This window comes from Formosa sp. F44, from assembly GCF_056238645.1.
This window is the reverse complement of record NZ_JBWDLJ010000002.1, coordinates 465831-487915: the sequence shown is the minus strand read 5'-3', so window position 1 is coordinate 487915 and position 22085 is coordinate 465831. Positions and strand designations below refer to the sequence as shown.

Annotated in this window: 13 protein-coding genes; 7 read left to right on the top strand and 6 right to left on the bottom strand. The window is 34.6% G+C overall.

What is annotated here, in order from left to right:
* The first annotated feature begins 125 nt into the window (after positions 1–125).
* A complete protein-coding gene (locus AC0UBM_RS07040; RefSeq protein ID WP_475688159.1) occupies positions 126–3530 on the top strand; it encodes a hypothetical protein in 3405 nt (1134 codons plus the stop codon).
* A 73-nt stretch (positions 3531–3603) separates the two neighbouring features.
* Here AC0UBM_RS07040 and AC0UBM_RS07035 read toward each other — a convergent pair whose 3' ends face one another.
* Positions 3604–5145, bottom strand: a complete 1542-nt coding sequence (locus tag AC0UBM_RS07035; RefSeq protein ID WP_434037420.1) for a glycine--tRNA ligase — start codon at positions 5143–5145, stop codon at positions 3604–3606.
* Between the two features lie 72 nt (positions 5146–5217).
* Between AC0UBM_RS07035 and AC0UBM_RS07030 the strand changes: the two genes are divergently transcribed.
* Both AC0UBM_RS07030 and AC0UBM_RS07025 read left to right on the top strand, forming a co-directional pair.
* Complete coding sequence (locus tag AC0UBM_RS07030; RefSeq protein ID WP_414035625.1) at positions 5218–5910, top strand: ComF family protein; 693 nt, start codon at positions 5218–5220, stop codon at positions 5908–5910.
* 80 nt (positions 5911–5990) lie between these two features.
* Entirely contained in the window at positions 5991–7574 is a 1584-nt protein-coding gene (locus AC0UBM_RS07025; protein ID WP_475688158.1) for an Ig-like domain-containing domain, read from the top strand.
* On the opposite strand, the gene AC0UBM_RS07020 is transcribed toward AC0UBM_RS07025, so the two are convergent.
* Both AC0UBM_RS07020 and AC0UBM_RS07015 read right to left on the bottom strand, forming a co-directional pair.
* Positions 7561–8340 (bottom strand): amidohydrolase, encoded by a 780-nt coding sequence (locus AC0UBM_RS07020; protein ID WP_475688157.1) that lies wholly within the window; start codon positions 8338–8340, stop codon positions 7561–7563. The two genes, AC0UBM_RS07025 and AC0UBM_RS07020, sit on opposite strands and share 14 nt — an antisense overlap.
* A complete protein-coding gene (locus AC0UBM_RS07015; RefSeq protein ID WP_414035628.1) occupies positions 8340–8669 on the bottom strand; it encodes a hypothetical protein in 330 nt (109 codons plus the stop codon). Before AC0UBM_RS07015 ends, AC0UBM_RS07020 begins: the two co-directional genes overlap by 1 nt.
* Positions 8670–8851: 182 nt before the next feature.
* Here AC0UBM_RS07015 and AC0UBM_RS07010 point away from each other — a divergent pair, with 182 nt between their 5' ends.
* The 4 genes from AC0UBM_RS07010 to AC0UBM_RS06995 all read left to right on the top strand — a co-directional run bounded on the left by AC0UBM_RS07010 (position 8852) and on the right by AC0UBM_RS06995 (position 16928).
* The gene (locus tag AC0UBM_RS07010; protein WP_475688156.1) at positions 8852–10939 is read left to right on the top strand and encodes a S46 family peptidase; all 2088 of its coding nucleotides are present in this window, start codon (positions 8852–8854) and stop codon (positions 10937–10939) included.
* Positions 10940–11187: 248 nt separating this feature from the next.
* On the top strand, positions 11188–12810 hold the full coding sequence (locus AC0UBM_RS07005) for a tetratricopeptide repeat protein (RefSeq protein ID WP_475688155.1): 1623 nt from the start codon (positions 11188–11190) through the stop codon (positions 12808–12810).
* A 161-nt stretch (positions 12811–12971) separates the two neighbouring features.
* The gene (locus AC0UBM_RS07000; protein WP_475688154.1) at positions 12972–15842 is read left to right on the top strand and encodes a TonB-dependent receptor; all 2871 of its coding nucleotides are present in this window, start codon (positions 12972–12974) and stop codon (positions 15840–15842) included.
* A gap of 63 nt (positions 15843–15905) precedes the next feature.
* A complete protein-coding gene (locus tag AC0UBM_RS06995; RefSeq protein WP_475688153.1) occupies positions 15906–16928 on the top strand; it encodes a phytase in 1023 nt (340 codons plus the stop codon).
* 502 nt (positions 16929–17430) lie between these two features.
* Here AC0UBM_RS06995 and AC0UBM_RS06990 read toward each other — a convergent pair.
* The 3 genes from AC0UBM_RS06990 to AC0UBM_RS06980 all read right to left on the bottom strand — a co-directional run bounded on the left by AC0UBM_RS06990 (position 17431) and on the right by AC0UBM_RS06980 (position 22081).
* The gene (locus AC0UBM_RS06990; RefSeq protein WP_475688152.1) at positions 17431–19200 is read right to left on the bottom strand and encodes a MutS-related protein; all 1770 of its coding nucleotides are present in this window, start codon (positions 19198–19200) and stop codon (positions 17431–17433) included.
* A 102-nt stretch (positions 19201–19302) separates the two neighbouring features.
* Positions 19303–20058: a succinate dehydrogenase/fumarate reductase iron-sulfur subunit gene (locus AC0UBM_RS06985; RefSeq protein ID WP_038532388.1), complete on the bottom strand. Its 756-nt coding sequence runs from the start codon at positions 20056–20058 to the stop codon at positions 19303–19305.
* Between the two features lie 10 nt (positions 20059–20068).
* Positions 20069–22081, bottom strand: a complete 2013-nt coding sequence (locus AC0UBM_RS06980) for a fumarate reductase/succinate dehydrogenase flavoprotein subunit (protein ID WP_475688151.1) — start codon at positions 22079–22081, stop codon at positions 20069–20071.
* Positions 22082–22085: the final 4 nt, after the last annotated feature.

Genomic DNA, 22085 nt, shown 5'->3' with positions numbered 1-22085 from the left:
CTTTTAACACATTAATCTATAAACGATTTTATAACTAATTTCTGAAATCTACTAACACAACGATAAAACCATCAAAACACGTTTAGCGAGTAAAAACTACAAGTGTAATCTGGTTTAAAAACTGCATGAAATTTACAATCGCCTTAATCTGTTTTTGTTTTAGCCTTTGCACATTTGCGCAAGAGCTAAACACCAATTACAAAACAGTAAAGGTAGCTGTAAGCGATAGTATAGTTATAGATAGCGTAAGTATTAATCCCAGTTGGTTTACACTAAAAACACTAGACCATACAGACATAGACAGCAGTTTTTACACGATAAACTTCCCTAAGGCATTATTGACTTTTAAGAAGCCTATTGCAACGGATTCTATTGAAATATCTTATTTAAAATTCCCCGAGTTTCTAACACAAACATACAGGCAGTTGGACGAAAGTATTATTCTTTCGGATATTAATAATCAGCAGAAATTATATAAACTCTCACAATCTACAAGTACAAAAAAATACATCCCTTTTGATGGTTTATCGACGTCTGGAAGTATTTCGCGAGGTGTTACAGTGGGTAACAATCAAAATTCAGTTTTAAACAGTGAACTCGACTTACAAATAACAGGTAAACTTAATGATAAGATTTCGTTGCGTGCCTCCATTCAAGATGCTAATATTCCGTTACAGGAAAGTGGCTATTCGCAACGTTTAGATGAATTTGACCAAGTCTTTATTGAAATATTTAGCGACAGTTGGAACATCCGAGCTGGAGATGTCGATTTACAAAACACCAAAACCTTTTTTGCGAATTTTAGTAAGCGTGTGCAAGGACTTTCCTTGAATGCAACCTTCGACCATGAACACTCTAAAACCGATGTATTTGCGGCAGGAGCTGTTGTTCGAGGACAATTTACTCGGAGTCAGTTTACCGCTCAAGAAGGTAATCAGGGGCCTTACAAACTAAAAGGTCCTAACGACGAACTTTTTGTATTAATTGTATCTGGTAGCGAAACCGTTTATGTAAATGGAATTGCTCTAGAACGTGGTGAAACCAACGATTATATTATAGATTATAATGCTGGAGAGATTATATTTAACGCTACATTTCCGGTGACTTCCGAAATGCGAATTACAGTCGATTTTCAATATAGTGAGCGCAATTACTCCAGAATTATTGGGTACGGTGGTGGCCAATATACCAGTGAAAAATTTAGCATTGGAGCCTCAGTTTATTCTGAAAACGATTCCAAAAACAGCCCTATTCAGCAAAATTTATCCTCAGATCAGGTACAAATCCTGGCTGAAGCAGGAGATGATGGTTCTAAAATGATATCGCCTTCGGCAACACCAGAAACCTATAACGAAAATCGTATTTTATACAGAAAAGATGTATTTAATTCTCAAGAAATCTTTGTGTTTTCTAACAATGTGGAAGACGAACTTTATAGTGTAAAATTCAGTTTAGTTGGCGACAATCAAGGTGATTATATTTTAAGCGACATTAATGCGATTAACAATATTTACGAATATATTGCTCCCCAAAATGGTGTCCCTCAAGGAAATTATGCTCCAGTAACACGACTTGTTGCGCCAACAAAATTACAAATTGCAGTTGTTAACGGAACCTACAAACCTTCTAATAAAACAAACATCTATTTTGAAGGTGCAGGAAGTAAAAATGATTTAAATTTATTTTCAGATTTGGACGATGCTAATAATGATGGGTTTGCAGGTAAGCTAAAAATCAATCAAAATATAATAGACCAAGATAACCTTTGGAAACTTGACGCATTTGCAGATTTTGATTATATCGAAGAAAATTTCAGAACAATTGAAGTGCTTTATAACACCGAATTTAATCGCGATTGGAACATTGAAAACACGTTTGGAAACCAGAAATTATTGGTAACCGGACTACAACTTCGACGACCTGAAAACGTATTTTTAAACTACCAGTTCGAGCATTTAAGTTATCAGAATAATTTTAATGGAAACCGACATGTAGCTAGTGGGTTTCTTCAGTTAGATAAGTTTAAGTTTTTCACGAATTCAAGTTATTTAGATTCTAAATCTAACAGCAACACCTCAACCTTTTTACGCTCGTCGAACACAGCGACCTACAGTTTTGGAAAGCCTTGGGTTGGTGCAAAATTTGCTATTGAAAACAATCAGCAAAAAGACAAAATAACAGAGACGTATTTACCGTTAAGTCAGAAATTTAAAAGTCACGAAGTCTTTACAGGAATTGGGGACAGCACTAATATTTTTGCAGAAATAGGTTTTAAATATCGAGTAAACGACAGTATTAAGAACAACGCATTACAACACGTTAATACCTCTAAAACCTACTATTTAGACTCAAGACTAATACAAAACACAAATACTAATTTATCACTTTATGTAAACTATAGAACGCTAGACAACGTTTTTGAAGACAATGAAAAATCGTTGAATTCTCGTTTGATATACAATCAAAGTTTCTTTAAGCAAATGGTGCAATGGAACACTATTTTTGAAACCAATTCTGGAACGCTACCTCAGCAAGATTTTACCTATGTAGAAGTAGAACCCGGACAAGGAAGCTACACTTGGATAGATTATAACGGGAATGGTATTCAGGAATTAGAGGAATTTGAAATCGCACAATTTCAAGATGAAGGGAAATATATACGTGTCTTATTACCAAATCAAGTGTATATAAAAACACATCAAAACAGATTGAGCCAGACGCTGACTTTAAATCCGCAACAGTGGATAAACTCGGAGTCTAGTTCGAAGTCGTTCTTATCTCATTTTTACAATCAAACAGCTTATTTAATCGATAGAAAATCGAATAGAGACGGTAATACATTTAAAATTAATCCTTTTAAAGAAGAGGAAGATAACCAACTTGGTTTGCAGTTAAATATTAGAAACGTACTGTTTTTTAATCGTGGAAAACAACGGTATACTACCTCTTATACTTTTTTAAGAAATAAGGCGAGAAATATTTTAACTATTGGATTTATTGAGAATAATGTGCGAAGTCATCAGTTAAATTTCAATCATAAATTTGCCGAAAGTTGGTTGGTTACCCTTTTAAGCAGTTCGAGTAATACCGAAAGTATTAGCGAAAATTATGTGAGTAAAAATTACAATATTGATGAAACCCAGTTTAATCCAAAACTCACCTATTTACTGAATGAAAACACCCGGTTTGATGTCTTCTATCAATTCACAAATAAAGAAAACACTATTGGTAGTTTTGAAACATTAGAACAGCAAAAATATGGGACTTCACTATCCGTTTCTAACGTTCAGAAATCGGCTATTAGTGCCGAAATTAATTACTTTTCGAATAGCTATTTTGGAAACGCAAACACACCTGTAGCCTACCAAATGTTGGAAGGTTTACAACCTGGAAAAAACTTTACTTGGACCGTTTTGGTTCAGAAAAAAATAACCAAATTTTTAGATTTAAACTTATCTTATTTTGGAAGAAAAACAGAAACAAGTAATAGTATTCATACCGGAAGTGTGCAGTTAAAAGCATATTTCTAATCTTAAATTTATAGCTAAAAAAACCCCAAGCGATAAGCTTGAGGTTTATTATATAATACGATATACGGTTCTATTACATTTTCATTAACCAAGAACGCACATCTACTTCTTTCTTTATAATATCACGAAGATCTTCAATCTTAACACGTGTTTGTTCCATAGTGTCTCTGTGACGAATAGTAACCATGTTATCTTCTAAGGTATCGTGGTCTACAGTGATACAGAACGGTGTTCCGTTAGCATCTTGTCTGCGGTAACGTCTTCCAACAGCATCTTTCTCATCGTATGCCACATTGAAATCCCATTTTAAATCTTCTACAATTTTCTTTGCAACTTCTGGTAAACCGTCCTTTTTAACTAAAGGTAAAATGGCTGCTTTTACAGGAGCTAAAACTGCTGGTAATTTTAAAACGGTTCTAGTTGTATTATTTTCCAGCTCTTCTTCTACTAAAGAATTAGAGAATACGGCTAAAAACATACGATCTAATCCGATTGATGTTTCTACCACGTAAGGAACATAACTCTTATTGTCTTCATGATCGAAATATTGCAATTTCTTTCCAGAATGCTTTTCGTGCTGACTTAAATCGAAATCTGTACGTGAGTGAATCCCTTCTAATTCTTTAAATCCGAATGGGAATTTAAACTCGATATCGGCTGCTGCATCTGCGTAATGTGCTAATTTATCGTGATCGTGGAAACGGTAATTTTCTTCTCCCATTCCTAGCGATAAATGCCATTTTAAACGTGTTTGTTTCCACTGCTCGTACCATTCTTTTTGAGTTCCTGGCTTAACAAAAAATTGCAATTCCATTTGTTCAAATTCACGCATACGGAAAATAAACTGTCGCGCCACAATCTCGTTTCTAAATGCTTTTCCTGTTTGAGCAATTCCGAAAGGAATTTTCATACGTCCGCTTTTCTGAACGTTTAAGAAATTCACAAAAATACCTTGAGCTGTTTCTGGACGTAAATATAGATCCATTGCTGTATCTGCCGAGGCTCCTATTTTTGTTCCGAACATTAAATTAAACTGTTTTACTTCAGTCCAATTTTTAGACCCCGTTAATGGATCTGCAATTTCTAATTCGTCTATAAGTGCTTTAACATCTACTAAATCTTCATTTTCTAAAGATTTACCCATACGTGCTAAAATACTGTCGATTTTCTCTTGGTATCCTACAACACGTCCATTTGTACTTACAAATTCTGCTTTATCGAAAGCGTCTCCAAAACGTTTTGCCGCCTTAGCTACTTCTTTTTCTATTTTGTTCTCTATTTTCGCGCAATAGTCTTCAATTAAAACATCTGCTCTATAACGCTTCTTAGAGTCTTTATTATCTATTAATGGATCGTTAAAGGCATCGACATGGCCGGAAGCTTTCCAAGTGGTTGGATGCATAAATATTGCAGCATCTAGGCCTACAATATTTTCATGCATTTGCACCATCGCTTTCCACCAATAGTCGCGTATATTTTTCTTTAACTCCACACCGTTTTGTGCGTAATCATATACTGCACTTAAACCGTCGTAAATTTCACTGCTCTGAAACACATAACCGTATTCCTTAGCATGAGAAATTACCTTCTTAAATTGATCATCTTGATTTGCCATGTTACAAAAATATAAAACGCCGGAAAACTAAACGTAACTTTTATTTAAAGTATTGTAAAATTTTGTAATTTAATGCTTTTGGGACTTATGTTTGGAGCGATATTCAATATTTTCTTTCCTAAAGTATGCTACAGTTGTATGAATGTTTTGGCCGATGGTGAACAGACGCTTTGTACAGATTGCAGACATAACTTACCCGTTACTCAGTTTCATTTTAATAATGATGACAGCGTGAAGAACATATTTTACGGACGAGTGAAAGTTGAAAACGCTACTGCCCTACTACGTTTCGAAAAGAAAGGCATCACTCAGAAACTCATTCATCAGTTAAAATATAAAGGACAAGAGCCTATTGGAACATTTTTAGGCGATTGGTTGGGTGGCGATTTACAAACTTTAGATGCTTATAAAACTGTAGATGTGGTTATACCTGTACCGTTACATAAAACGAAACTTAAAAAACGTGGCTATAATCAGGTTTCAAAATTCGGAATGCAACTGGCAGAAGCTTTACAGGCCAATTATATAGACGATGTGTTAATTAAAATTACAAAAACACATTCTCAAGTATCTAAAAACCGTTTAAGCCGGTGGAGCGATGCGAACACCATATTTAGCACGCAGAATCTAGATAAAATAAACAACAAACACATTTTAATAGTAGACGACATTATTACCACGGGAGCAACCTTGGAAGCGTGTATAAATTTACTGCGTTCTGCTAAAAATGTTAAAATATCCATTGCAGTTATGGCAATTGCTTAAACTGTTTTCGGTTACTGCTAAATAAATTGTTTCTTTGCGTAAATTCTAATTGAATAATGAGTAAAACGCTTTCAAATTTTTTGTTCATAAGTGTCCTATGTCTATGTATCGCAAATTGCGCCAACAGAGGAACCCCTTCTGGAGGACCTAAAGATGAAACTGCACCTGTTATTACAAAATCGGTGCCGGAAAACTACACAACAAATTTTAGGGCGAAGGAAATTAGAATCTATTTTAACGAATACATTAAAACCAAAGATTTAAGTAAACAGCTTATTATTTCGCCTCCAATGGATACGCAACCTGAGATTACACCTTTAGGAACAGCGAGTAAATACTTAACCATTGTAATTCACGATACTTTGGCTCCCAACACAACTTATGCTATAAATTTTGGAAGCAGTATTGTGGATAATAACGAAGGAAATCCTTTTCCGTATTATAAATATGTATTCTCCACAGGTAGTTATATAGATTCTTTAACAGTACCTGGAATAATATTGGATGCCACCTTAAAGGAGCCAGATAATTTTGTTACGGTAGCTTTATATGAAGTAGACTCGACATACACCGACTCGATTATCTATAAAAAGAAACCTAAATATATTACAAACACATTAGACAGTATAACCTCGTTTGTGTTAGAAAACATAAAAGCAGGGACGTATCTTTTAACTGCAATGAAGGACGAAAACCAAGATTTTTTATTTCAACAAAAGACAGATAAAATTGCATTTTTAGAAGAGTTTATTACCGTACCAAAAGACACCACTTATGTCTTAAAGTTATTTAATGAAGACTTAGATTTTAAAACTTTTAAGCCTCGATTAGTTTCTAAAGGAAAAATTGCATTTGGGTATGAAGGAGATTACGAAAACATGTCTATTGACTTGCTAACAGATACCCCAAGTGATTTTGAAGAACGCATAACTAAACACCCTAAAACAGACTCCTTACTGTACTGGTATCGTCCAAAGCTAGAAACTGATTCTTTACTATTTAAGGTTGCTTATAAAAATACGGTGGTTGATACTTTTAATGTAAAAATTACAGATAAATATCAGGATTCTTTAACGGTTACAGGTGCGCCTAACGGACCGATTAATTTTAATGAGGATTTTGTTTTAACTGCAACAACGCCAATTAAATCTCTAAATAAATCTTTTATTTCTTTTATAGATAAAGATTCTGTAGTTGTGCCATTCACCACTAAAATGGACACACTAAATAATAACATTAGTTTTTTGTTTGATAAACAAGAAAACTCAAAATATCGTTTACAATTATTTCCTGAAGCGATAACAGACTTTTACGACAATAAAAACGATACTTTACAATTTATTTTCCAAACTAAGGGTTACGACGACTATCCGAATGTACGTGTACTGCCAAGAAATGCTGTTTATCCAATTATCGTACAACTAACCAATGCAAAAGGCGAAGTAAAGTACGAACAATACAGCACAGAGCCTAAACCCATAGACTTTAAGTATCTGACTAATGGAAAGTATTTTATTAGAGTAATATTCGACAAAAATGAGAATAAGAAATACGATACAGGTAGTTATCTAAAGAAAATACAACCAGAACGCGTGAGTTATTATCCGGACGAGATTGAAGTACGTTCAGGTTTCGATTCTGAATACGAGTTTATTCTAAACTAAAAGTATCTCTGTCGTTAAGGAATTTAAATTTTTGTCGGGTGTTTACAACATGTTCTTTGTTTAAAACAACAATGCGATAGCCAACTTCGTTCTCTACAAACTCAGAAATCTTTTCGCCTAAAGTATTATACACAGCCGAATGCCCTGAATACTCATGGCCTTTTTTATCTGTGCCTACACGGTTAACACCTACACAATAACACATGTTTTCAATGGCTCTGGCTTGAAGTAAAGCATCCCAAGCATTTACACGTAGTTTTGGCCAATTAGCTACATAAAATAACACCTCGTAATCGTTATTAAAACGTGACCATACAGGAAACCTTAAATCGTAACAGACCAGCGGATAAAGCGACCATCCTTTATATCCTATAATGGTGCGTTCTGTACCTGCTGTGTAAATTTTATCTTCCCCTGCTAGAGTAAAAGTATGTCGTTTTTTATACGATTTTATATCGCCATTCGGATATGCGAAGATTAACTGATTATAATAATTGTTGTCTTCGGAAATAATTAGACTTCCCATAATAGCGGCCTGTTTTTTAGCCGCGAGTTTAGACATCCAAGTTACAGACACACCCGAAAGCAGTTCTGCGTGCTTTGTGGCATTCATAGTAAAGCCAGTAGTAAACATCTCGGGAAGTACAATAATATCTACCACATCAGAAATAGATTCTATAAGCGCTTCAATATTATCGCGATTTGCGTTAGGATCTTCCCAAACTAAATCCGTCTGAATTAGCGCGATATGTAAATGGTCTTGCATTAAAAAATCACAAATCTCTTTTCGTTATTAGACATACGTTCTGCTTTTTCTTGAGCTCTTAATTCTTTTCGGTAAGCTTTAGCTATCGCCTTATTCTGTATCCTTTTGTTTCTTTTTTCTTTTCTATATTCTTCTGCTCTAATAGCATATGCTTCGAAAATTGCACGCTGATCGTCTAATGTTATACTTTCGGTGACATCGTAACCATGTAACAATATAGACGAGCCTTTTACTTCGTAAACGTTATTCTTATATTCAATTTCCTGCGCGTTTAAAGCCGAAATTAAAAACAGAGAAAACATAAGGGTTAAAAGTAGTTGTTTTACCATATTAGATCTATTTGGGACTACAAAACTACTAAAAATCAGTGGAATTACACAAAATATCCGATGAACTGCATATTTAGAATATTCTTGCTCATTTAAACCAAATTCAGATGTGGTATTTACTTTTCTAAACTGTCCGTTTTATTCAAGCCTTTTTTATCTTTGCAAAACTTAAAAATAAACTCATGAAATTAATAAAGATTTTAATTCTTTTTATCACCATTCAGGTCAGTGCACAACAGGGTGGTATGTGGATTCCTTCACTCCTTCAAGGTATGAACGAAGACGATATGGAATCTTTGGGGAGCAAACTTTCTGCCAAAGATATTTACGATGTTAACCAGTCTAGTTTAAAAGATGCCATTGGTCATTTTAACGGTGGTTGCACCAGTGAAGTCATTTCTAAACGCGGTTTACTTCTAACTAACCACCACTGCGGTTACGGCCAAATCCAATCACATTCTTCGTTAGAAAATGATTATTTAAAAGATGGGTTCTGGGCCAAAAATTTTGAAGACGAATTACCAAATAATGGATTGTATGTCGAATTTATTGTTCGTATTGAAGATGTTACTTCTCAGGTTTTAGAGGGCGTAACAGAAAATATGACGGCAAGAGAAAAGCAAGCTAAAACAGATGGAAATAGTAACAGAATTCAATCGGCTACCAAAAAAGAAGATTGGCAAAACACGAAAATAAAATCGTTTTATAAAGGAAACCAGTATTTCTTATTTGTTACTGAGCGTTTTGAAGACATTCGTTTAGTTGGTGCGCCTCCAACAAGTATTGGGAAATTTGGTTCGGATACAGACAACTGGGTTTGGCCAAGACACACGGGCGATTTTTCCCTTTTCAGAATTTATGCCGATAAAAACAATCGTCCAGCCGCGTATTCTAAAGACAACAAACCTTATAAGCCTAAGCACTTTTTACCAGTATCTTTAGATGGTATTAGTGAAGGAGATTTCACCTTAGTTTTTGGTTTTCCTGGAACTACCGAAGAATATCTACCAGCCGTTGCCATTAAGGAAATTACAGAGCAATTAAACCCTAGCAACATTGCTATTCGTGAAGCCGCGTTAAAGGTGATTGACAAAAAAATGCAAGAAAGCGATGAAATTCGTATTCAATACGCTTCAAAACAAGCACGAATTGCAAATTATTGGAAAAAATGGATTGGGGAAAACACAGGTATTAAGAAGAGTAATGCCATTGCAAAAAAGCAAGCCGAAGAAGCGATCTTTACCGAAGCCCTGAAAAAACAAAATTTAGAAGGTAAATTCGGAAATATACTACCTGAACTTGAAACTCAATATGAAGCGTTTGCCCCTGTAGATATAAAACGAAGCAATTTTGTTGAAATATTTGTTAGAACCAACGAGCTTATGTCTATGATGTTTGGACTAACCCAAATGGAAAATGCTTCATTTAAAGGAGAAGATGCTTTTAACGCAGCCAGAGAATCTATGCAAGGTAAAATTAAAAGCACACTTAAAAACTTTAACGCAGAAGTAGACCAAGGTGTTTTTGAAGCTATAATGCCATTTTACACAGAAAATATAGATGCATCTATTTACGAAAAAACAGCATTTACAAATCTTGATAGTGCCATGTCGTTACTAGAAGGTTCGAGTACCGAAGTTCTTGAGAAATTAAACAAAGATGCTGCTTATGCCTATGCTAAGCCTTTTATAATAGATTTCTACACCAATATAGAACCTGATTTCCAAGAGAAAAACACAGCAATAAATGCCTTAGAAACACAGTATATGAAAGCACTTATGCAAGTTGTTCCTAACGAGCGTTATTATCCAGATGCTAATAGTACACTGCGTGTTACTTACGGTCAGGTGCGCGGTTACACCCCTAGAGACGCAGTTTACTACAATCCGGTATCTTATTTAGATGGTGTCATGGAAAAATATATTCCAGGTGATTATGAGTTTGATGTGCCACAAAAACTTCAAGATTTATATACCACTAAAGATTACGGACGCTACGCCGACAAAAACGGAAAACTTCCTGTATGTTTTTTAGGAACGAACCATACTACTGGAGGGAATTCTGGAAGTCCTGCTATTGATGCCAAAGGAAACCTAATCGGATTAAATTTTGACCGTGTATGGGAAGGAACAATGAGCGATATGAATTACGATCCTGAAATTTGTAGAAATATTATGGTCGATATTCGCTACGTATTATTTATAATCGATAAATATGCAGGTGCAGAGCGCTTAATTAAAGAGATGAAATTAGTACATCCTAAAAAGTAAATTAATATCTTTTTTAGAGCACATAATTTATAATAAAAAGCGAGGTTTATGCCTCGCTTTTTTTATTCCAAAAACAAATATACCTACAGATATACTCCCTAATCTTGCCATGCCATCACCCATGCTAAATTCTTCTTTTTAGTACTGAAAGCATATTATATTAAGTAAATAAAACGGTTAATACGCTTAATAAGTCAAAACCTAAAAAACGTAATATTTAAGTAACATTACATTTTTTAATTTTGGCCATGATTATACTTAAGACCAAACGCTACCTAACAAGGATTACTACTTGTAACCCTATTATTTTATCATTTTTATGTGCCTTTGTTTTCTTCAACAAGCCTGTACACGCACAAGAATCCCATAATAATTCTCGTACCAACATAGATTCAGTTTTCACAGAATTAAAAGTGCAATTGGATAAAGCAGAATATAACAAGAACCGTCAAACCATTATTAATTCACATATTAAACTTGGGAATTTCTATGAGCGTTTAGGTATAGAAAACGAAGCTATAAAACATTATCATAATGCTTTAGAACAACATAATCAGGCAGATACAACAGCGGTTTATATTGGAAATAAAATGAGTAGCATCTACTTATCTTTAAAGCAATATAAAAATGCAACGACTTATTTAACTAAAAGTTTAGCCATTGCAGAACAAATTAATTTTAAAAAAGGAACAGCCATCTGTTACGGGCTATTAGGAAGTGTGGCCGAAAAAGAATCTAATTACGAATTAGCATTAAAAAATCAGGAGGAAAGTTTAGCTATTTTTAAAACGCTTTCCGACAGCACCGGTTTAGCTATTACGTACGAAAACATTGGAAGTATTTACGAAGACCTCGAGCAATATGATCCGGCACTAAACTATTTTCTAAAAGCGAAAACTTACTCTAAAAGCATTCCGTCTTATATTAAAATAAATATTCTAAATAATATTGGAGATGCCCATAGAAAAATGATGAAGCCAAAGGAAGCGCTTCCCTACTCCGTATTAGCGCTTCAAAAATCTAGGGCCGCTAAAAACACTCATCAACAAGCATCCGCACTTAAAGATTTGGCTTTAATTTATGCCGATTTAGACGATTATAAAACCGCGTTCAATTATATGTTAAAGTATAAAGAACTGAATGAAAAACAGATTGAAAGTCAAAATACAGAATTAGTTAGTTCCTTACAAATCCTCTACGAAGTCGAGGAACGAGAAGCTCAAGTAAAACTACTAAATACGCAACATGAGGTAGATACAATAAGACAAAATATTATTTTACTGTCTTGCACGTTTCTTATGTTGCTATTGTTAGGATGGTTCTTATATTTTAGAAAACGCAAGAAACAGCAATCCAAAATTCAGCATTATAAGAATGAATTACTACAAGCTAATCTAGATAAGAAAACACAAGAAGAAGCTACGTTACAAAGAGAAATAGACATTAAAATTTCGGCACTTACAAATTATAGTTTGCATTTGTCACACAAAAATAAAATGATTTCAGACATATCAAGAACGCTTACAAACATAAAAGATAGAAATACGGTATTAATCAAATCTAAGCTCGAAGCGCTCATAAAAGAGATTAATTTAGATTTATCTCAAGAACAAGAGTGGACAGAATTCATTAGTTATTTCGAACAAATTAATCCACATTTTTTTCAAAGGCTAAAAAACGCTGTTACAAAGGAATTAACACCTTCCGAATTGCGATTATGTATGCTTCTTAAGCTAAATCTCTCATCGAAAGACATTGCTTCAATACTTCGCATCACCCCTGATAGTGTGCGAATTGCGCGCTACAGAGTCCGAAAAAAACTTCCAATAGATTCTAAAGAAGATCTTCAAACCTTTCTTCTAGATCTATAATGTAATGTTTCTAGAATATTATCAACCTGTAATTACAATGTTAATGTTGCCTTAGAATATAGGCCGATATGCGCTGTTTATCACGTTTTGTTAACGGTTACTTTAGATCAAAATCAAGCTCTCAATCTAACTTTGCTCAAAAATTAACTTAACAAATAATTATGAAAAACTGGATTACTTTAATGATGCTTGTGGTAACAACTTTTAGCACATTAGCACAAACCGGACAAGTACAAGGACTCATTATAGATGAGAATAATATTACCATTCCTGGTGCTTCCGTATTACTTGAAGAGCTTAATAAAGGAGCTATATCCGACTTTAACGGAAAATTTACACTGGTAAATGTTGAAGCTGGAACGTACACCTTAATTATTAAATATTTAGGGTATTCTGAGTACCAACAACAAATCACTGTTAACCCTACACAAACAACAAATTTGGATATAACTCTAGAAGAGCAAGCAACAGAGTTAGACGAGGTAAAAGTGGTTTCTTTCGGATTTGGATCTCAGGCGAGAGCACTTAACACTCAGAAAAACAAGAAAAACATTACCAACATTGTATCTACAGACCAAATCGGTAAATTTCCGGATGCTAATATTGGTGATGCGATAAAGCGTATTCCAGGTATAACCATGCAAATGGATCAAGGTGAAGCGAGAGATATAATTGTTCGTGGTTTATCGCCTCAATTAAACTCTGTAACCTTAAACGGTAGCCGTATTCCTTCTGCCGAAGCCGATAACAGAAATGTACAAATGGACCTTATTCCTTCAGATATGATTCAAACAGTCGAGGTTAACAAGGCAGTTACTCCAGATATGGATGCAGACGCTATTGGTGGTTCTGTAAACTTAATTACAAGAACATCGCCTCAAGGATTTCGCTTATCGGCGACAGGTGGTTCTGGTATTAACTTAATAAATGATAAACGTATTTTAAACGGATCGTTTTTAGTAGGAGACCGTAGTAAAAACAATAAATTTGGATGGGTTGTTGCCGCCTCTTATAACGATTCGGAATTTGGTTCTGATAATGTTGAAGCCGAATGGGATGACGAATTTGAATACAACACTGGAGAAGAGGATGACGAAGGTGAACCGATTATGCAGGAAGTAGACGTAAATCCATACGCCAATGTTTCCGAAATTAGAGAGTATCAAATTCAGCGTATTCGTCGTAGTTTTTCAGCCAACTTCGATTATAAATTAAACGACTACAATACACTTTACTTTAAATCTATTTACAACTGGAGAGATGATCGTGAAAATAGATATGTATTAGAACAAGAAATTTTAGATGGTGAAGACATTGGAATTGGTGATTTCAGTATCGATTCTAACAACAATTTATCGGCATTTCCGGTATCTGCTAAACGAGAAGTTAAAGGAGGAATTGATAATAACCGTTCTAAAAACACACGTTTAGAAGACCAGCGTATGCAAAATTATAGCTTAAGCGGAGATCACTTAATAAACAATTTACAAGTCGATTGGATGGCATCTTACTCTAAAGCTTCTGAAGAGCGCTTAAACGAGCGTTATTTAGTACACGAAAGCGAGTATGGTATTAATTTTAATAACAATACCAACAGTCCGTATTATGCACCACAGAGTGCTACCGATGCCGATTTTAGACTTTTCGAATTCGATGAATTATACGAAGAAAATCAATATACAGACGAAACAGATTTTAATGTTTTAGTGAATTTTGAAGTTCCTCTTCATCTTTTCGATAAAGAAAATGGAACACTAAAATTTGGGGCTAAAACAAGAATTAAAGAAAAGCAACAAGACAACGATTATATGGAATATTCTCCAGAAAATGACAGTATGGAGTTCTTAGGAGATATCCCAACTAGAGATTATTCAGAACGCGACTTTAATCCTGGAAGTCAATATCAAATCGGTTATTTTGCAACGCCAGAATTTTTAGGAAATTTAGATCTTTACGACAGCTCGCTTTTCGAAGCGGAAGACAAACCTGAAGAATACGCTACAGGAAATTTCAAGGTCAAAGAAAATGTGTACGCCGCATATGTAATGACCGATCAAAATATTACAGATAACTTTAGTTTCTTACTTGGTGTGCGTTTAGAACACACTATGGCAGATGCTGTTGGGAATGAAATTATTTTTAATGAAGATGGAGATATTGATGAAATTGGAGATGTTTTAGCCATTTCGCCAGTGACCAGTAAAAACGATTACACCAATATTTTACCAAGTTTACATTTAAAATACGATGTAACAGACCACACGGTATTGCGTTTTGCTTGGACCAACACCATTGCTAGACCTAACTACGAAGATATTGTACCTTCTAGAGAAATTAACAATGAAGACGACGAAATTAGTTTAGGAAACCCTGATTTAAACCCTACAACATCTATGAACTTCGACCTTATGGCAGAGCATTACTTTACTAACGTCGGCTTGGTTTCTGGAGGATTGTTTTACAAAAACATACACGATTTTATCTACACGTTCCAATACGAAGATGAAAATGGTTTTGAAGTCTACCAACCATTTAACGGAGACAAGGCAAACCTGTTCGGTTTTGAAGCCGCTTACCAGCGTCAGTTAGATTTCTTACCTGGTTTTCTTCAGAATTTAAATATTTATTTAAACTATACGTATCTTAAATCTGATGCTTCTGGAATTAGAAATGAAGATGGAGAAGAGCGCGACGATTTAGATTTACCTCAAACCGCTCCAAATATGTTTAATGCATCTTTAGGCTATACAAGTAAATACTTTAGTTTACGTCTATCTGGGAACTATTCTGATGCGTATATTGATGAAATTGGCGGACGTGCTTTTGAAGACCGTTATTACGACGAGCAATTCTTTTTAGATTTTAATGCACGTGCAAACATCACTAAACAATTAAGTTTTTACGTCGATGTAAATAACATTACAAACCAACCATTACGTTATTATCAAGGTTCTAGCGAGAGAACGATGCAAATGGAATATTACCAAGCACGCGTAACATTCGGATTAAAATACGACCTTTTCAGAAAATAAATCAACTTCCTATTATGTCTAAGGCATAATAGCACCTATAAACTCATATAAAAGACACTTAACATGAAAAAATATTTATTAAGTATCGCTGTAGCCTCAGTTTGTTTTACAGCTTGTAAAAATACGACTACGTTGCCTGAAATTAAGCCCACTTTAGTTTCTCAAAAAACACCTCACGACACAGACGATCCTGCCATTTGGGTAAACAAAAACAATCCAGCGCAAAGTATTGTGTTTGGGACAGATAAAGACGAAGTTAATGGTGGTGTTTATGCCTTCGACTTAGACGGGAAAATAATTAAAGAGAAAAGTCTTACCGGTGTAAGTTATCCTAACAATGTAGATATAGAATACGATTTCGCCTTAAACGATTCGACTAAAATCGACATTATGATGTTTAGCGAACGAGAAAAAAACCAAATGCGATTGTATGCTGTCCCAGACATGACACCCATAGACAACGGCGGATTTCCTGTTTTTGAAGATGAAACCGATTTAGAGTTAAGACGTCCTATGGGAATAAGTATCTATAAAAATCCTGCTACCAATAAGACTTACGCTATTGTTAGTCGTAAAAAAGGACCAACAGAAGGCTATTTATACCAATACGAGTTAATAACAAACAACAGTAAAGTAACTGCGAAATTGGTTAGAAAATTCGGAACCTTTAGCGGACAAAAAGAAATTGAAGCTATTGTTGTAGATGATGCTTTAGGACATGTATATTTTTCTGACGAAGGTGTTGGTATACGTAAATTCTATGCAGACCCAGCAAAAGGAGATGCTCAAATTTCAATGTTTGGATCTGAATATTTTACAGATGATATTGAAGGAATCGCCTTAGCAACTTATACTAATAATGAAGGTTTTTTAATTGTTTCTAACCAACAAGATCACAGCTTTAATATTTTTAAACGAGGCGATAATAGCTATGTAAAAACATTAAATTTAGGAACTATTGAAACCGATGGTTGCGATGTGACCACACAGCCTTTAGGGAGTAAATATCCAAACGGATTATTTGTATCTATGAACGATGAAAAAGATTTCTTTTTCCACAGTTTAGATTCTTTACAATTGAGATAATTTTAAAATCAAAATAAAAAAACATCAAACGCCACTTTTAAAAATGAAAGTGGCGTTTTTTTTACACTGCCGATTAAGTAAAAACCATGTCCTTTTAGGGTGTTCGAGCGGAGTCAAGAACTAAAAAAAAAGAACACTTCATTTTTCTTCCATTAAGCCCATATTTCGCAGAAAAATATAATTAATAATACACCATAAAATAGCTCTATTATTTTTGGTTCTATCTAAAAATAATACACGCAAAAAACCAGTGAGTAGTTCAAAACGAAAACTGCTTATTATTCGAAGAATTAGTAAGACAATTAATAAGATTAAAACAGAAACAAAAAATACACTTAACAAACTAACTTACAACTATTTAAACCTTTACAACCCTTAAGTCTTTATTAAAAATTAATCGGCTTTTAGGAATAAAAATAATGTAGTAAAATCAACATGGAATTCAAAAAATAGCATTTCTTAAAAACAATAGAATATTTTGTTTTTTAATATATTTTAAGGGTTATATAATTTCCATTTTTTTAAGTAAAAAACTAGCATTCATATTCTGGCAAATTCCATCTTTAAATGTATAATCAAAGTGTAATTCGTCGTTAATAATTTCTGCATCGAAATAATGGTTTTTAACCTGAGATAATTCTTCCGAAATCTCACATAAACTCAAGTCGTGCGTCGCAATAATTCCTGTTGCATTCGAGGCTACTAATTTCTCGACAAATTTACGCGAACCAATTGCTTTATCGGTACTATTTGTTCCTTTTAAAATTTCATCTAAAACAATAAAATAACGATCGGTTTGTATGGCATCTACAATGTATTTTAAACGCGTTAATTCCGAAAAAAAGTACGAACTATCGTCGGTTAACGAATCGCTTGTACGCATACTTGTAATTAACTTTATCGGATTGTAAGTACTTATTTCGGCACACACAGGAAGCCCCACATTCGCCATAACAATATGCAAGGAAACGGTTCTAAGAAACGTACTTTTCCCAGCCATGTTTGCACCTGTGATAATAAAAAACTCCTCGTTTTTAATATTTAAATCGTTATCTACGCGCTTCTCTGCTTTTAACAACGGATGTCCTAAGTTTTTAGCTAAAATGACATCTTGATTTTTATTGATTTCAGGGAAGATAAATTCAGGATTATTGAAGGTATAATTTCCTAAAGAATTATACGCATCAAAAAATGAAATCACATCGAACCAGTCTGTTGTTTTATGGGCGTATTTCTTTATCCATTGCTCGATGGCATAAGCGTCTTTAATATCGAGTAAAAAGAATCCATTTCCGAAAATAGCAGATATTAAATTGTTCCGATTATCTAAACGATCTAATAATCGAGATAATTCTGAAAATATTTCTGAAGCTTTCTCTCGGTCTTGAGTAATCATTTTTTGTTTTTCAATCAGTAATTCCGATTGAAAAGTTTCTTGTTCAATTTTATCTAGTAAACCGGCATACTGCTTAAAAGTCTCCTTTAACTTATCTGTTTTAGATGCAATAATATTTATAGATTTTAAATAGATTCCCGTAGTTACTAATCCCAGTAACAACCAAATTCCTAATAAATTTGCAGACACCATATTTACATACACAAAAGCAAAAATTACTAATGTTACAAGTGTGAATATCCAAGGTAATACTTTTAGAAAAGGTTTGAATTTAGGTTTGTAATTAGACAACCACTCATTAATAGTTTTAGCAGGTGTTTCAACCTGTATCAAACTAGCAATAGCACTATAATTCTGTCTCCAAATGGCTTTATCTGAAAGCTCTTTAATAGCTTCCTGACGTGTTGTTATATTATCAATTTCATTTGCTTTAAGTGCTTCGGAAAGCTTCTCTGTACCCTCTTTTATATACGTTCTATTAATGTTCTGAAAAAAAGATCCACGTCCAAACAAATCGATATCTAAACAATATTCGTGTAAAGGATCTTGAAACTCTAAACCGTCTAAACGATCGAAAAACCCTTCATTTTTAATCTTTATTTCATCTTCATTTACTGCGACAATAGCTTTTTCTAAATTACGCTTCTGTTTAATATTGGTATACTTCAGTAATAAAAACAAAAACAGGCTTATTCCAACTACAGCAATAGCTACTGCAACTTGCCAATTAGAAAACGTTAAATACACAGCATATGCAGCAACTAAAAACACCACTAATCGCAAAATACTTAGTAATCGCATTTGTTTGTTAAGTGCAGTAGCTTTTACTTGATGAATTTGAGCTTGTTCTTTATAAAAAGTAATTGGAGATTTCATTCGGGGAAATATATGTAATTAAATAACACGGATAAAACTAAACAAAAAATCCCAAGCTGTGTGCTTGGGATTCTTAATATTATAACAATTAAAAGGTTTAGATTATCCTTTTACATTTGCTTTCATAAATTCTCTATTCATACGTGCAATGTTGTCTAAAGAAATGCCTTTAGGACATTCTACCTCGCATGCTCCAGTGTTGGTACAGTTACCAAAACCTTCAAGATCCATTTGCGCAACCATGTTTTTAACACGTTCGGCAGCTTCAACTTGACCTTGTGGTAATAATGCGTATTGAGATACTTTAGCTCCTACGAATAACATCGCAGAAGAGTTTTTACAACTTGCAACACAAGCACCACAACCAATACATGCTGCAGCATCCATAGCTTCGTCGGCAGCGATCTTAGAAATTGGTAAGGAGTTTGCATCTTGAGTATTTCCAGACGTATTTACAGAAATATAACCTCCTGCTTGCTGTATACGTTCGAAAGCCATTCTATCTACAATTAAATCCTTTATTACCGGGAAAGCTGCTGCTCTCCATGGTTCGATAGTAATGGTATCGCCATCATTAAACATTCTCATGTGTAATTGACAGGTTGTGATTCCACGGTCTGGACCGTGAGCTTCACCATTAATATATAAAGAACACATACCACAAATTCCTTCACGACAATCATGATCGAAAGCTACTGGCTGTTCGCCAGAGTTTACTAATTGTTCGTTAAGAACATCCATCATTTCAAGAAAAGACATATGTTCTGAGATATCAGTTACTTTATAATCGACCATTTGACCCTTTGTACTTGAGTCTTTTTGTCTCCAAATCTTAAGCGTTAGATTCATATTATCCATAATGTCAATCTTATTTGTATGAACGTTGTTTCAGTTCAATATCTTTAAATTCTAATTCTTCTTTATGTAGAACCGCATCTGCAGGTTCTCCTTTGTATTCCCAAGCCGATACAAACGCAAAGTTAACATCGTCACGTTTTGCTTCACCTTTTTGCTCACCGTCTAATTCTACCGACTCTTCTCTAAAGTGACCTCCACAAGATTCTCTTCTTACTAAAGCATCTTTAGCGAACAATTCTCCTAATTCTAAGAAATCTGCTACACGTCCAGCTTTTTCTAGTTCTACGTTCATTTCGTTTGCAGAACCAGGAACCTTAACTTCTTTCCAGAATTCTTCACGAATCGCTTTAATTTCGGCCATAGCTTCTGTTAAACCTTTTTCGTTTCTAGACATTCCTACTTTATCCCACATTACTTTTCCAAGTTTTTTGTGGAAGTAATCTACAGATTTTGTTCCCTTGTTGTTAATGAAGAAATCGATACGATCTTTAACTTCTTTTTCAACTTCGTCAAATTCTGGTGTGTTTGTTGGAATTTTTCCGGTTCTAATATCGTGAGATAAATAATCTCCAATAGTATAAGGTAATACAAAATAACCATCGGCTAAACCTTGCATTAAGGCCGAAGCTCCAAGTCTGTTTGCACCGTGATCAGAGAAGTTTGCTTCACCAATACAGTAAAGACCTTCTACAGTAGTCATTAAGTTATAGTCTACCCAAATACCACCCATTGTATAGTGCGTTGCAGGGTAAATCATCATTGGCGTTTTGTATGGATTCTCATCTACGATTTTCTCATACATTTGGAATAAGTTTCCGTATTTCGCCTCAACAATCGCTTGTCCTAATTCGTATATTTTAGCTGGAGTAGCATCTTTTATACCGTGAATTTTAGCTTGCTCTTTTCCGTAACGTTCAATAGCAAATGCGAAATCTAAGTATACCGCTTCACCAGTTGCGTTAACACCGTAACCAGCATCACAACGTTCTTTAGCTGCTCTAGAAGCCACATCACGAGGTACTAAGTTACCAAAGGCAGGGTAACGTCTTTCTAAGTAATAATCTCTATCTGCTTCAGCAATATCCGTAGGTTTTAATTTCCCTTGTTGAATCGCTTTAGCATCTTCTAATTTAGCAGGAACCCAAATACGACCATCGTTACGTAAAGACTCAGACATCAATGTTAATTTTGACTGATAATCTCCCGAACGTGGAATACATGTTGGGTGAATTTGTGTATAACACGGGTTTGCGAAATACGCTCCTTTTTTATGAATTTTCCAAGCCGCCGTAGCGTTAGAACCCATGGCGTTAGTCGATAAGAAATACACATTTCCGTATCCTCCAGTTGCAATAACTACAGCATGTGCAGAATGACGTTCTATTTCACCTGTAATTAAATTACGTGCGATAATTCCTCTAGCTTTTCCACCTATTTTAACAACGTCTAACATTTCGTGACGATTGAACATTTCAATCTTTCCACGAGCAATCTGACGGTTCATTGCTGAATATGCTCCTAATAATAATTGTTGTCCTGTTTGTCCTTTAGCATAAAATGTTCTTGACACTAATACACCACCAAACGAACGGTTATCTAATAGTCCACCGTAATCACGTGCAAAAGGAACCCCTTGAGCCACACATTGGTCGATAATATTACCAGACACCTCAGCCAAACGGTGAACGTTTGCTTCACGAGAACGGTAATCTCCACCTTTTACGGTATCGTAAAATAATCTATAATTTGAATCCCCATCACCTTGATAGTTCTTTGCTGCATTTATCCCTCCTTGAGCCGCAATTGAGTGCGCACGTCTCGGAGAATCTTGATAAGCAAATGCTTTTACGTTATATCCTAATTCAGCTAATGTTGCTGCTGCCGAACCTCCTGCTAAACCTGTACCAACAACAATAATATCTATATTACGTTTGTTTGCAGGGTTTACAAGATCTATATGATTTTTGTAATCTGTCCATTTATCTTTAATTGGACCTTCTGGTACTTTTGAATCTAAAGCCATTTGT